14 protein-coding genes are annotated in these 13,569 nt (G+C 55.8%); 8 read left to right on the top strand and 6 right to left on the bottom strand.

The window, feature by feature from the left end; all coding sequences use genetic code 11:
• Positions 1-103: 103 nt before the first annotated feature.
• The 5 genes from glpA (at position 104) to mazF (ending at position 4,897) form a co-directional block, all read left to right on the top strand.
• Positions 104-1,753, top strand: coding sequence for an anaerobic glycerol-3-phosphate dehydrogenase subunit A (gene glpA, locus AC2A1E_RS07150; protein WP_484383175.1), 1,650 nt, complete (start codon positions 104-106; stop codon positions 1,751-1,753).
• Positions 1,743-3,014 (top strand): glycerol-3-phosphate dehydrogenase subunit GlpB, encoded by a 1,272-nt coding sequence (gene glpB / locus AC2A1E_RS07145; protein ID WP_484383247.1) that lies wholly within the window; start codon positions 1,743-1,745, stop codon positions 3,012-3,014. The genes glpA and glpB overlap by 11 nt, the downstream gene beginning before the upstream one ends.
• Entirely contained in the window at positions 3,011-4,210 is a 1,200-nt protein-coding gene (gene glpC, locus AC2A1E_RS07140; RefSeq protein ID WP_484383174.1) for an anaerobic glycerol-3-phosphate dehydrogenase subunit GlpC, read from the top strand. Before glpB ends, glpC begins: the two co-directional genes overlap by 4 nt.
• Positions 4,211-4,319: 109 nt before the next feature.
• Positions 4,320-4,565 (top strand): AbrB/MazE/SpoVT family DNA-binding domain-containing protein, encoded by a 246-nt coding sequence (locus tag AC2A1E_RS07135; RefSeq protein ID WP_484383173.1) that lies wholly within the window; start codon positions 4,320-4,322, stop codon positions 4,563-4,565.
• On the top strand, positions 4,565-4,897 hold the full coding sequence (gene mazF, locus AC2A1E_RS07130) for an endoribonuclease MazF (RefSeq protein WP_484383172.1): 333 nt from the start codon (positions 4,565-4,567) through the stop codon (positions 4,895-4,897). The genes AC2A1E_RS07135 and mazF overlap by 1 nt, the downstream gene beginning before the upstream one ends.
• Positions 4,898-4,936: 39 nt before the next feature.
• Here the strand turns inward: mazF and AC2A1E_RS07125 are convergent, their stop codons facing one another.
• Both AC2A1E_RS07125 and AC2A1E_RS07120 read right to left on the bottom strand, forming a co-directional pair.
• Entirely contained in the window at positions 4,937-5,494 is a 558-nt protein-coding gene (locus tag AC2A1E_RS07125) for a DcrB family lipoprotein (protein WP_484383171.1), read from the bottom strand.
• A 135-nt stretch (positions 5,495-5,629) separates the two neighbouring features.
• A complete protein-coding gene (locus AC2A1E_RS07120) occupies positions 5,630-6,295 on the bottom strand; it encodes a 7-cyano-7-deazaguanine/7-aminomethyl-7-deazaguanine transporter (RefSeq protein ID WP_484383170.1) in 666 nt (221 codons plus the stop codon).
• A gap of 345 nt (positions 6,296-6,640) precedes the next feature.
• Between AC2A1E_RS07120 and tusA the strand changes: the two genes are divergently transcribed.
• The gene (gene tusA / locus AC2A1E_RS07115) at positions 6,641-6,892 is read left to right on the top strand and encodes a sulfurtransferase TusA (RefSeq protein WP_459400869.1); all 252 of its coding nucleotides are present in this window, start codon (positions 6,641-6,643) and stop codon (positions 6,890-6,892) included.
• 33 nt (positions 6,893-6,925) lie between these two features.
• Here the strand turns inward: tusA and AC2A1E_RS07110 are convergent, their stop codons facing one another.
• The gene (locus tag AC2A1E_RS07110; protein WP_484383169.1) at positions 6,926-9,241 is read right to left on the bottom strand and encodes a zinc/cadmium/mercury/lead-transporting ATPase; all 2,316 of its coding nucleotides are present in this window, start codon (positions 9,239-9,241) and stop codon (positions 6,926-6,928) included.
• Between the two features lie 575 nt (positions 9,242-9,816).
• On the opposite strand from AC2A1E_RS07110, the gene AC2A1E_RS07105 reads away from it, so the two are divergent.
• Positions 9,817-11,385 carry a serralysin family metalloprotease gene (locus tag AC2A1E_RS07105; RefSeq protein ID WP_484383168.1) on the top strand — a complete coding sequence of 523 codons (1,569 nt, stop codon included), beginning with the start codon at positions 9,817-9,819 and terminating at the stop codon, positions 11,383-11,385.
• A gap of 51 nt (positions 11,386-11,436) precedes the next feature.
• Positions 11,437-11,796 carry an AprI/Inh family metalloprotease inhibitor gene (locus AC2A1E_RS07100; RefSeq protein ID WP_484383167.1) on the top strand — a complete coding sequence of 120 codons (360 nt, stop codon included), beginning with the start codon at positions 11,437-11,439 and terminating at the stop codon, positions 11,794-11,796.
• Positions 11,797-11,836: 40 nt separating this feature from the next.
• On the opposite strand, the gene AC2A1E_RS07095 is transcribed toward AC2A1E_RS07100, so the two are convergent.
• The 3 genes from AC2A1E_RS07095 to rsmD all read right to left on the bottom strand — a co-directional run bounded on the left by AC2A1E_RS07095 (position 11,837) and on the right by rsmD (position 13,473).
• Positions 11,837-12,463 (bottom strand): lysoplasmalogenase, encoded by a 627-nt coding sequence (locus AC2A1E_RS07095; RefSeq protein WP_484383166.1) that lies wholly within the window; start codon positions 12,461-12,463, stop codon positions 11,837-11,839.
• Between the two features lie 124 nt (positions 12,464-12,587).
• Positions 12,588-12,860 carry a DUF1145 family protein gene (locus tag AC2A1E_RS07090; protein WP_484383165.1) on the bottom strand — a complete coding sequence of 91 codons (273 nt, stop codon included), beginning with the start codon at positions 12,858-12,860 and terminating at the stop codon, positions 12,588-12,590.
• Positions 12,850-13,473 carry a 16S rRNA (guanine(966)-N(2))-methyltransferase gene (gene rsmD, locus AC2A1E_RS07085; protein WP_459400875.1) on the bottom strand — a complete coding sequence of 208 codons (624 nt, stop codon included), beginning with the start codon at positions 13,471-13,473 and terminating at the stop codon, positions 12,850-12,852. The genes AC2A1E_RS07090 and rsmD overlap by 11 nt, the downstream gene beginning before the upstream one ends.
• Positions 13,474-13,569: the final 96 nt, after the last annotated feature.

The raw sequence follows: 13,569 nt of genomic DNA, 5'->3' as shown, positions 1-13,569 counted from the left end.
AGGTCATTTTACTTTCGTTTTTTGTTCGTTATTGTTCCTTATCAAACAAAATCCTTAATAAATGTGTACCAATAGGATGATAACCATAGGCCCAGGGGGCGTAATGAATAACGACTCACCAGTGACCGAAACGGATGTGATCATTATTGGCGGCGGGGCGACCGGTGCAGGTATTGCCCGTGACTGTGCGCGGCGCGGGCTGCGCTGCGTTTTGCTGGAGCGGCATGACATCGCCACCGGGGCGACCGGCCGTAACCATGGGCTGTTGCACAGCGGAGCGCGCTATGCGGTGACCGACGGTGAATCGGCCCGCGAGTGCATTGAAGAAAACCGCATACTGAAACGCATTGCCCACCATTGCATCGAACCTAGCGATGGCCTGTTTATTACCCTGCCGCAGGATTCGCTGACGTATCAACAGCAGTTTATTACCGCCTGCCTGAATGCCGGGATTAATGCCGAAGCGATCGAACCCCAGCAGGCGCTGCGTCTGGAGCCTGCGGCTAACCCGGCGTTGATCGGCGCCGTGCGGGTGCCGGATGGTACCGTCGATCCTTTCCGGCTGACCGCCGCCAATATGCTGGATGCGCGTGAACATGGTGCGCAGGTGCTCACCTATCATCAGGTAATAGGTTTACTGCGCACGAGCGATCGTGTGACCGGCGTGCGCGTTTTCGACCATAAAAATGCGCGTCAATACGACATTCATGCGCAGGTGGTGGTGAATGCCGCCGGCATTTGGGGCCAACAGATAGCAGAATATGCCGATCTGCGGGTGCGTATGTTCCCGGCCAAAGGGGCGCTGTTAATCCTCGGCCATCGCATTAATAACATGGTGATTAACCGCTGCCGCAAACCGGCAGACGCCGACATTCTGGTGCCGGGAGATACTATCTCGTTGATCGGCACCACCTCTACCCGCATTGATTACGACCAGATCGACAACATGGTAGTTACCCCGCAGGAAGTGGACGTGCTGATCCGCGAAGGCTCGCTATTGTCACCAATACTGGCGCAAACCCGCATTCTGCGTGCCTATGCTGGCGTACGGCCGCTGGTGGCGCGCGATGACGATCCCTCCGGGCGTAACGTCAGCCGCGGCATTGTGCTGCTCGATCACGCGGAACGTGACGGCCTGGAGGGTTTTATCACCATAACCGGCGGCAAGCTGATGACTTACCGGCTGATGGCAGAATGGGCGACCGATAAAGTGTGTGCCAAGCTGGGCATTAATAGCCCGTGCACCACGGCGCAAGTGGCGTTGCCGGGTTCCCGTCAGTCGGCGGAAGAAACAGTGCGCAGCGTGGTGTCGCTGCCGGCGAGCATCCGGGGTTCGGCGGTTTATCGCCACGGCGATCGCGCAAGCCAGATTCCTTCGGGCGATCGGCTGGATAACAGCCTGGTGTGCGAATGCGAGGCCGTGACCGCCGGTGAAGTCCGCTATGCGGTGAACTCCCTCACCGTTAATAACTTGGTCGATCTGCGCCGTCGCACCCGCGTTGGCATGGGCACCTGCCAAGGGGAACTGTGCGCCTGCCGTGCTGCTGGGTTACTCACGCACTTTAATGTCACCACGCCGCAGCAATCCATCGCGCAGCTTTCTCACTTCCTCAATGAGCGCTGGAAAGGCGTGCGGCCTATCGCCTGGGGCGATGCGTTGCGGGCCAGTGAGTTCACCAGTTGGGTTTACCAGGGGTTGTGCGGGCTTGAGGCGCGCGGTGACCAGCAGCAGGAGGCCGATGATGCAATTTGACGTGGTAGTGATTGGCGGCGGGCTGGCAGGGCTGAGCTGCGCCATCCGTTTGGCCGAGCAGGGCAAGCGTTGCGCAGTGGTCAGCTCAGGCCAGAGTGCGCTCTATTTTTCTTCCGGCTCGCTCGATCTGCTGGCGCAACTGCCCGATGGCACGGCGGTGGAATCACCGTTGGCGGCCTTACCGGCGCTGGCGCAGCAGGCTCCGCAACACCCTTATAGCCTGATGGGTGCAACCTGCGTCGCCACATTGGCCACAGAAGCGGTGCAGTTGTTGGAGCGTTGTGGCGTGCAGATGCAGGGCAGCAGCGAGCGTAACCATTTACGCGTCACGCCGCTCGGTACGCGCCGCGCCACCTGGCTCAGCCCGCAGGCGATTCCGATCACTGTGCTTGGCGGCGTTTTGCCATGGCGCAAGATCGCGGTGCTTGGCATCGAAGGCTTCCTGGATTTTCAACCGCAGATGGTGGCCAGCTCGCTGGCCGAGGAACAGGGTGTGAAAGCCGAGGTTGCTTCGCTGCATTTACCGCTGCTGGATCGGCTGCGCAATAACCCCAGTGAATTCCGCGCGGTGAATATCGCCCGCGTGCTGGATGTGCCAGAGAATCTGGCCGTGTTGACGGAAGAGATCAAACGCCAGGCGGGTGAGGCGGAAGCCATCTTCCTGCCCGCTTGCTTGGGGCTGGAAAGCGATCGGCCACTGGCGGTGCTGCGCGAGGCGCTCGGCAAACCGGTATTCCTGTTGCCGACGCTGCCCCCTTCGGTGCTCGGCATGCGGCTACACCAGGCATTGCGCCAGCGTTTGCAGCAACTGGGTGGCGTATTTATGCCGGGGGATACCGTGCTGCGGGCGGATTTTGACGGGCAACGTATTAGCGGCCTGTATACCCGCAACCACACCGATATCCCGCTGCGTGCGCAGCAGGTAGTGTTGGCCAGCGGCAGTTTCTTCAGCAATGGGCTGGTGGCGGAGTTTGACGGCATTCGTGAACCAGTGTTCGGCCTCGACGTTTACAGCAAGCCCCAGCGTGAAGAGTGGAGCCGCAGCGATTTGTTCGCGCCGCAACCCTATCTGCAATTTGGCGTGCAGACCGATGCCGGTTTACGTGCGCTCAAGCAAGGGCAGGCGATCGCGAATCTGTACGCTATCGGGGCCGTCACAGCGGGCTACGATCCGTTACAGCAAGGCTGTGGAGCCGGGGTATCGCTGATAGGTGCGCTGCATGTGGCACAACAGATTGCTATGCAGGAGGTTTCGGCATGAGCCTGTTAAAAGACAACAGTTTTGAGAGCTGCATTAAATGCACGGTGTGTACTACCTATTGCCCGGTGGCCAAGGTCAACCCGCTCTATCCGGGGCCGAAGCAGGCCGGGCCGGATGGCGAGCGTCTGCGGCTGAAAGATCCGGCGCTGTATGATGAGGCGCTGAAATACTGCACCAACTGCAAACGCTGCGAAGTGGCGTGCCCATCCGAGGTGAAAATCGGTGACATTATCCAGCGTGCGCGCGCCAATTTCAGCCAGAAAAAGCCGACGCTGCGCGATGCCATTCTCAGCCATACCGATATCATGGGCTCGCTTTCAACGCCGTTTGCGCCGATCGTCAATGCTACCACCGGGCTGAAACCGGTGCGTATGCTGCTGGATAAAGCGCTGAAGATCGATCACCGGCGTGAACTGCCAAAATACTCTTTCGGCACCTTCCGCCGCTGGTATCGCCAACAGGCGCAGCAGCAACAGCGTTATAGCGAACAGGTGGCGTTTTTCCACGGTTGCTTTGTCAATTACAACCATCCGCAGCTCGGTAAAGATTTGATCAAGGTGTTCAACGCCATGGATATCGGCGTGCAACTGCTGAAACGTGAGAAATGCTGCGGTGTGCCGCTGATTGCCAACGGCTTTATGGAACAGGCTAAAAAACAGGCCAAGGTTAACGCCGAATCCTTGCACGATGCGGTGCTGGAGCGCGGTATTCCGGTAGTCGCCACCTCTTCGAGCTGTACCTTTACCCTGCGCGATGAATATCCGCATCTGTTGGAGATCGATACCTCGGCGGTGCGCGAGCGGGTGGAACTGGCAACGCGCTACCTTTATCGCCTGCTGAGCCAGGGGCGCAGTTTACCGCTCAAGCACACGCCGCTGCGTGTGGCTTACCATACGCCGTGCCATATGGAAAAAATGGGCTGGACTGCTTACACGTTGGAGCTGTTACGGCAAATTCCAGGGTTGGAGCTGGTGGTGCTGGAGTCGCAATGTTGCGGGATCGCCGGGACTTACGGCTTCAAGTCAGAGAACTATGAAACTTCGCAAGGTATTGGTGCTTCGCTGTTCCGCCAGATTGAAGAGAGCGGCGTGGACATGGTGATTACCGACTGCGAAACCTGCAAATGGCAGATCGAGATGTCGACCAGCAAGCGCTGCGAACATCCGATCACTCTGCTGGCGCAGGCGCTGGGGTAGGCATTTCCCGTTCAGCTTTTTAAAGTTTCAACATTGTTGACACGTCATCGATTGTCGATTAATGTTTCTACATTGTAGAGACATTCCACTGAATTCGGAGAAGACGATCATGTCGCAGGTAGTGGTTAAAAAATGGGGAAATAGTCCATCAGTCAGGTTGCCGGTAGCCATCATGAAAGCCGCGTCACTCAATGTTAATGATACCGTAGAAGTGACGGTCGAAGAGGGCCGCATTGTGATTGTACCGGTGCGTGCGAAAGAGTATTCGATCGAGGGACTGTTGTCAGGGGTGACTGACGAGAATATTCACCAGGAGGTCTCTTTCGGCAAGGCTGTCGGTAAAGAGGTGTCCTGATGGTTAAAGGCTATGTCCCTGAAGCTGGCGATATTGTCTGGCTGGAGTTTGATCCACAGGCCGGTCATGAACAGGCTGGCCATCGCCCTGCGCTGGTATTAAGCCCTGCAATTTACAACGGTCGGATTGGGCTGATGTTGTGTTGCCCGATGACCACCAGGATAAAAGGGTATCCTTTTGAAGTCATTGTTCCCGGTGAGCCTGAGAGCGCCGTTCTTGCCGACCAAGTCAAGAGCCTCGACTGGCGAGAGCGCAACGCGACCAAAAAAGGCAAGGTGCCGAGTTCTGTACTGGCGGACGTCAGAGCAAAAGCTAAAGCATTAATAGGGTAGAAATTAAAGGGGCCGGTACAAGCACCGGCCCTGGCAAGATTAAGGCTGTAACTTCAACGAACTGATAATGCCTTCGGCTTCGCTTTGCTCCTGCTGCTGGTTATCCGCTGGCAGCGTGACCTGAATGGTCAGCAACTGGTTACCCAATTCACCGAGCAAGATCGACGAGTAAGCCTTTTGGCCGCTGCTGGTAATGATGCTATCCAGTTGGCGCAATGACACCCCGTTGATATCGATAACTTTGTTGGTGATCACCTGCAGGTTGGCATCGCGTGAACGCTGCTGCTGTTCCATGTTCTGGGCCAGAGTTTCTAGGCTGTCTGCTGGTTTATCACCGAGGATGATGATCAACGCGCGCTGGCCGGTGCTGTCGGCGAAGACGTGGCGGTTATTAGATTGCTGGCTCAGCTTGCTGCTCTGATCCGCCATGCCGTTTGGCAGGGTAAAGGTCAGTTTGCCATCCAGTAAGCTTACCGTCTGGTTGGCTGCGGTACTCGCGCTGCCGTTGACCGGCTCTTTATTGTCTTTGGCACCGTCACAGGCCGCAAGGCCAAGCACTAACAGGCTGATACCCATCAATTTTGCTACTTTACGCATGGGGCTTCCTTATTCCTTCACAGGTAGGGGGTTGTAGCGTATGGCACCGTATTCCAGGCTGAAATGCAAGGCGGATGTTGTCACAAGGCTTGTTTGCGCAGTAGCGGGGCAGCCGAGCCACCCCTGATCAGCGGATTAACTCGGCTGTAACTGGCCGTCTTGCTGGCGCGATGCCAGGCGTTTGAGCAGCATGTTTAGCAGCACGCCGTACATCGGCAGGAAGAACAGCATGCAGATCAGCACTTTGAAGCCGTAATCGACCAGCGCAATCTCCACCCAGTTGGCGGCCATAAAGGGGTCGCTGCTTCTATAGAAAGCGATGAAGAAGAACGCCAGCGTATCGCTGATATTGCCGAGGAACATCGCCGCTGCCGGGGCGAGCCACCAAGTGCGGCGTTGGCGCAGGCGGTTGAAGACGTACACGTCCAGGATCTGGCCCAGCACGTAGGCCATAAAGCTGGCGACGGCGATACGTGCCACAAACAGGTTAAAGCTGGTCAGCGCACCCAGGCCCTGCCATTCCCCCTGAAACGTGACGGTAGAGATCACATAGGAGATAAACAGCGCGGGGACCATCACTGCGAGGATAATTCTGCGCGCCAGCGGGGCACCGAAGATCCTGACCGTCAGATCGGTCGCCAGGAAGATGAACGGGAAAGTAAATGCCCCCCAGGTGGTGTGAAAACCGAAAATGCTGATCGGCAACTGCACCAGATAGTTACTGGAGGTAATGATGGCGATATGGAACAACGATAGCCAAACCAACGCGGTAACGCGCTGTTGAGTGGTAAACGAATACATGATGTTGCCTTTTTAAGTTGGGGTGAGGGAACCCATATTTAACGGTAGAGATTTTACCTGCGCGGCGCATATTACGCGTTTGCGCAACCAATGCAACTTAAGTTGTGGTTAAATTTCACGCAAACGTTAACGCATGTTGCACAGAAAAACCACTGGCGTAAACTATACCCGTCAGACTTCGAGTTGCTTGGGTGTTGGCTGCCTTCACTCACCCCAGTCACTTACTTGAGTAAGCTCCTGGGGCTTCGCTCAGTTGCCGCCTACAAGCAACTCGAATTATTTTGGGTATATACCTTGATGAGATCCGGCGAGCCTTCGCCGATCGTTTTTGATCGAGAACAATGCATGACTGATATCTTTACCCAGGCAGACCAAACGCTTGATGCGCTGGGCTTGCGCTGCCCGGAACCGGTAATGATGGTGCGTAAAACCGTGCGCCATATGGACAACGGTAAAACGTTGCTGATTATTGCCGACGATCCGGCCACCACCCGCGATATTCCGGGTTTTTGCCGCTTTATGGAACACACGCTGGTGGCGCAGGAAACCGAAACGGCCCCTTATCGCTATCTGTTGCGCAAAGGGCTGGTGGAGTAACGTCAGGCCCGCGTGGGGCCTGACGGATTGTCGCTATGGGCGTTTCTTCAATAGACGCAGCGCGTTGGCGGTCACCAGCGCGGTAGCGCCGGAATCCGCCAGCACCGCCAGCCATAAACCGGTCATCCCCAGCAGGGTGGTGACCAGGAAAATCCCTTTCAACCCGAGCGCGATGGCAATGTTCTGGCGAATGTTGGCGTGCGTGGCGCGCGCGATACGAATCATCTCGGCTACCCCAACCAGGCGGTTGTGCGTTAATGCGGCATCAGCCGTTTCCAGCGCCACGTCGGTGCCGCTGCCCATGGCGATGCCGATACTGGCGGCTTTCATTGCTGGGGCATCGTTGATGCCATCGCCAATCATTGCCGTCTGCTGCTGCTGATTCAGCGCCGTGATGGCTTGCACCTTGTCTTCCGGCATCAACCCTGCGCGGTAATCAATCCCTAGCTCGTTGGCAATAGCTGCCGCTGCGCGCGGGTTATCACCGGTCAGCATGACGCCGCGGATGCCTAATTCTGCCAACTCGGCAATGGCCTGTTTGGCGTCGTTGCGCAAAGTATCACGCAGTGCCAGCAGGCCAACGGGAACACCCTCTTCCAGCACCACCACGGCGGTTTTCCCTGCCGTTTCCAGAGTTTCAACCTGGCTGCGCCATGCGTGGCTAAGCTGGCTTTCTGCCAGTTTGCCCGGTGCGCTGATCAGAATGGTTTTACCGTTAACCATGCCTTCCACGCCAATCCCTGCCAGCGCCCGGCGGCTTTCAGCCAGCGGCAGTGCCTCGCCGTTTTCCCCGGCGCGGTTGATGATGGCCTGCGCCAGTGGGTGATGCGAACCGGCTTCCACCGCTGCCGCCAGAGCCAGCAATTGCTGTTCGCTGATACCGCTAGCTGGCAACACGTCGGTGACGGTGGGTTTACCCTCGGTCAGCGTGCCGGTTTTATCGAATGCGATGGTTTGTACTCGGCCCAACTGTTCCAGCGCCGCGCCGCCTTTAATCAGCGCACCACGGCGGGTAGCGGCTGCCAGGCCGGAAGTGATCGCCGCCGGAGTCGAGATCACCAGCGCGCAAGGGCAACCGATCAGCAGCAGGGTCAGGCCACGATAGATCCACATTTGCCAAGGTTCGGCGAACAGCAGCGGTGGCACCAGGATCACAGCAACCGCCAGCAGCATAATCGCTGGGGTGTAGTAACGGCTAAAGCGATCGAGGAAGCGTTCGATCGGCGCACGGCGCTCTTCGGCTTCTTCAATCAACTGCAAAATACGGTCGATAGCATTTTTGCCCGGTTCAGAGGTCACTTTCATCTGCGCCGCCTGATCGACCGACAGGCTGCCTGCCGCCACTTTCTCCCCTTGTTGGCGTTCAACCGGCACGGATTCACCGGTTAATGCGCTTTCGTCAAAGCTGGCGAAAGGATTGAGCAACTCAGCATCGGCAGGCAGACGGCCACCCGGTGCGATTTCAATCACATCGCCGGGGCGCAGGCTGGCGACCGGCACCTTTTTGCGCGCGTTACCCTGGATCAGCAGGGCATCCTCCGGCACCAGCGCCATCAGGGCTTTCACGCCTTTGCGGGCGCGGTTGGCGGCATAGGATTCCAGCAGTTCCCCCACCATAAACAGCAGCAACACCATGGCGGCTTCGGCCGTGGCACCGATGAACAGTGCGCCAATGGCGGCGACGCTCATCAGAGTTTCAATAGCAAACGGGGTGCCTGAGCGGATCAGACGCAGGGCTTTACGGCCGATAGGTGCCAAGCCGACCAGCGTGGTAATGATAAAAGCAATCTGGCCGAATTGCGGGTTGATGAGATCCAAGATCCAACTGCTTGCCATCAGTAGCGAGAGCAGTAGCAATGGGCCGAACTCTCCTAGGCGGGAGGTTTTCGGCTCATCGGTTTTGACTGCCGTATTCAGCAGGGTAAAACCAGCCTGTTTTACCGCATCTTGCACGCGCAGGCTGATATCGCTCTGGGCATCCACCACCAGTTTTTCTGTGGCAAACAGCACGCGTGCGCTGTCGACGCCGGGAATGGACGTGACGGCATTTTCAATTTTTTTGGCACAGCTTGGGCAATCCATGCCGGTGACTTTCCAACTGAAACGCTGGCTGCCGGAAGGGGGAACGGCAGCCAGCCTGTCGCTTTCCTCATCCGGATCGTCGTGGCCGCTGCTGCAACAGCTGGCACTGTGCTCATGGGCATGTTCGTGGGAATGGGCGTGATTTTCCGCCCCGGTGGTTTTTTCACTGCTGCAACCGTGCTGGGTTTGCGCGTGGCTATGGTTGCAGCCGCAGCCGTTCTCTTTATGGCTATGTTCCTGATGATGATGTTCTTTATGAGTATGCATAACTCCCCCTTCAGGCAATTAACGGTGTTCTCAGGATTGACTCTACACCTTGGAGCTGACTCCAGAGTCAAGCCCTATATGAGAATTATTACTAACTGAAGCGGGCGATATGTCGATGCCCTGTTGTGAAATATAAAATACAAATTAATTAATTTTAAAACATAATAATATAAATATATTCAATAAAATTTATGATTTTTGAGTGAAATGCCAGCATAACTCTCTGGTATCTGCATGCCGCAGCATGGCTGAAGTTTGTAGCCAATATTCCATCATTATCCTGCCTTAACTTTGTCATTTGCTGATAAAGTCAGCGTTATTAACTTATTTTTTAATGATAAATAGTTGATCGTTTTTAACGACACGCTGAGTCCCTGCCTATACTTGGAAACGATTGCCATTTGAGATGGTGATCTTATTTACCGATCTACCTGCATTAATTCTACCTGAATCACTGCCAGCAATGGCGCATAAACGCCCTCTCACCAGTTCATGGTGCGTGCACCTGATTGGTGGGTCGGTTATGTCTATCTGTCTGATTAATAGGCAATCAGATAATGAGTGGAATCGAACCAATGCAATCGACGAAAAAAGCAGTTGAAGTCACTGGATCCAATTTGTCGGCGACCACCGGTTATGACGCAGTCGATGCTTTACTGCATTATCATGAGCGAGGTAACGGGATTCAGATTAATGGCAAGGATTCATTTTCTACCGAGCAAGCTGGGCTATTCATTACACGTACTAATCAAACCTGGAATGGCAAAGGGGTTTTTGACCAGTCGGTTAAATTAACCTTCTCATTCCCAGATTATAAATTTTCCACCACCAACGTCGCGGGTGATACCGGGCTCAGCAAGTTCAGCGTTGAGCAGCAACAGCAGGCGAAGCTATCGCTGCAATCCTGGGCTGATGTGGCCAATATTACCTTTACCGAAGTGGCAGCCAGCCATAAGGCTAATATCACCTTTGGTAACTACAGCCAGGATTACCCTGGTCATAATGATTACGGGACTCAGGCCTATGCCTTTTTACCGGGCTCGGTTTATCAGGGGCAGGATCTCTCCGGCCAGACTTGGTACAACATCAACCAGTTCAATGTGAAACACCCGGCCAGCGAAGATTACGGCCGCCAGACGTTCACCCATGAAATCGGCCACGCGCTGGGTTTGAGCCATCCGGGTGACTATAACGCTGGCGAGGGCAACCCAACCTATCAAAACGCCAGCTATGCCGAAGATACCCGTGAATTTAGCCTGATGAGTTACTGGAGTGAAACCAACACGGGTGGCGATAACGGCGGCCATTATGCGGCGGCACCGCTGATCGACGATATTTCCGCGATCCAGCATCTGTATGGAGCCAATATGACCACCCGCAGCGGAGATACCGTGTATGGTTTCAATTCCAACACCGATCGTGATTTCCTCAGCACCAGCAGCAATACACAGAAAGTGATCTTTGCCGCCTGGGATGCGGGTGGCAACGATACCTTTGATTTCTCAGGCTATACCGCTGATCAACGCATCAACCTGAATGAGAAATCTTTTTCAGATGTGGGTGGGCTTAAAGGCAACGTGGCGATTGCCGCCGGTGTCACCATCGAAAACGCGATTGGGGGTTCAGGCAACGATGTGATCGTGGGCAATGCTGCCAGTAACGTGCTGTTCGGCGGTGCGGGCAACGACATACTGGCCGGTGGCGATGGTAACGATCGCTTGTGGGGGGATGAGGGTAACGACATCTTGTTTGGTGGCAACGGCCATGACCAACTGCTCGGTGGTGCAGGGGATGACATTCTGCACGGTGGCGCCGGTGCCGATCAGCTGTTTGGTGGTGAAGGCAAGGACACCTTTGTGTTCACTGCCGCCAGCGATTCCACCCCCGAATTTAGCGACTATATCTACGACTTTGAGAGTGGTAGCGATAAAATTGACCTGTCGTTCTTTAATCAGGGCGCGCAGGGCAAAGATTTCATCCATTTTGTCGATCACTTGAGCGGGGCCGCCGGTGAAGCATTGCTGACTTATGATGCGGCCAGTAACCTGAGTCATCTGGCACTGAATCTTGGCGGATATCAGACCCCTGATTTCTTGTTGAGGATCGGCGGTCAGGCCGATTTGACGGCAGATTTTATCGTTTAGCAGGATGCAATGGTAGGGGTAGCATGGCTGCCCCTACTTGCAGGAGCCTCTATGAAAGGCAGATTAACGCATGCCGCTATGGTAGCGGTGAGCATCACAGTGACGGGAGCCGCGATGGCCAGCAGTTTAGTTCTTCCGACCGCGCATTCACTGGCAGGCCAGTGGCAGATTACCGACCGCCAGCAGCAGTGCCAGGTGGAGTTTCTCGCCAGCGTGCAACAGGGTGCCAATGGTTATCAACTGCGGGATCGCGAGCACTGTTTGAAAACCCTTTTTGCCGCAGAGGTGGTTGGCTGGCGGCCAGCGCCGGATGGTATTGCGTTATTACAGGCGGATGGCAGCACATGGGTGTTTTTCGCGCGCGCGGGTGAGGTTTATACCGGGGCTGGCTTGACGTTAAAGGCGCTGTAGCAGGCAAAATGGGTTCGGCGTACCGAACCCATGGTATCTATTACAGATAGAGCGAACGGACGATCAGGAAATGGCCGACGAAGTAGCAGAAAGCTACAACCGCATCTGCGGCACGGAAAGCAAAGCGGTAGCGGTTCAGCAGCCACACCACGTTGGCCAGCAGCAGCAATGACGCGCCCGCCAGCAGCGAGAAGCTGAAATCGGTGCTGCGCAGGAAATACTGTTCACCTGCCAGCCACACCATCAGCAGCGTCATCGCCACCAGGGTGGCGATCGGCCAGCGCATCTCTTCCAACCGGCTCCAGATGGTTGCCAACAGCGCTGCCCCAATGATGAGTAGCGCCACAGGCAATGGCCAGAACAGGCTGAACGTCATCTGGCTGGCAAAGCTCAGGGTATAGAGTAAGTGTGAAAGGAAGAACGCGCCGATGGCATACAGCACGCGTTCGCGTGGCAGCAGTAGCAAGGCATCACCCACCAGCGTGGCTAACAGGCCCAGGACGATCAGATAACCGGTCGCACCCAGCACCGGTGCCTGCCAGGCCATCAGCAACATCAGCAGCAGCGTGACCGGTTTAAACACCCAGCGTTGCCAACGAGGACCGCGGTAGGAGGCATCGACGAACAGCCAACCGGAAAAAAATACGGCAAGGAACGGCCAACTCATTTTGTCTTCCTTATTTATGATGGGAGCTGTATCACCCGCTCCAGATTGTCACTCGTGTCACTTCTTCAGTTTAGGCAGCGTGCGTAAGTTAAACAATGCTTTCTTCAAAATGCAGGGTATCGGATTATTTCTTCTTGATCGGCGGCTGTTTTTTCTGCCAGGCCAGCATTTCAAAGACGCCAAAAATAAAAATTTTGGCTTGCTGCCCGCGGCTGATGGGCTGATCTTTCGGCTGGGTGGATTTCAGTAATACCAGTTGCAGCCCATGCATCACCACCATAAAGAACAGCGCCACGTCGATGAAGTATTTCAGCGGCTTGGGGTACGGCGAGAACAGGTTAGCGAGCAAAAAGCCCCACACGCACAGCATCAGCAAGCGGCCCAGATTAATCAGCATGTTCGGTTTTCTCATCAATAGAACGGATGTAAAGACGGTAGGCCACTTGACCCGCGATTTTCTCGCGGTGCAGCGTCCAGGTTGCTGGGACGTCAGCGGCGGCGCTTTCGGCTTCAGCCTCGACATAAATCCACGCCTCATCCGCCAGCCATCCCCGTTGTTCTAACAGTATAACGGTTTCGGCCAGTAACCCCTTGCGGAATGGCGGATCGAGAAATACCACGTCAAAGGGTTGTCCGTTGCCCGCCAGCCAATGAAGCGTATTGGTATGGATGACCTGCCCCTCGCCCTTTAGCAACGCCAGGTTTTTCTCCAACTGCTGGGCTACCGGCCGTTCATATTCCAGCAGCGTGGCGCTGGCAGCATAGCGGGATAGCGCTTCCAACCCCAGCGCACCGCTACCGGCGAAACAGTCCAGGCAGCGAGCGCCGCGGATCACCGGAGCCAGCCAGTTGAACAGCGTTTCACGCACGCGATCGGTGGTGGGCCGCAGCCCTTCACTGTGAGGAACCGGTAGTTTACGCCCGCGCCACTGGCCGCCGATAATGCGGATCTGGCCAGCAGACGCCGATGGCGCTTTTTTAGCCGGGCTGCGTGAAGATATTTTTGCCATAGAGAGTTTCGGAGTTAACAAAAAGTTGCCGCCATTCTACCGGTGTGGCGCGCCGGGGGAAACGTAAAACGCTGTTGCTTTGGAAAGCATGCCCGA

This window comes from Serratia sp. HNCC26DJ206, assembly GCF_057180605.1.
Note: the sequence above shows the minus strand (reverse complement) of the source record. Positions and strands in the feature narration are given on the sequence as shown.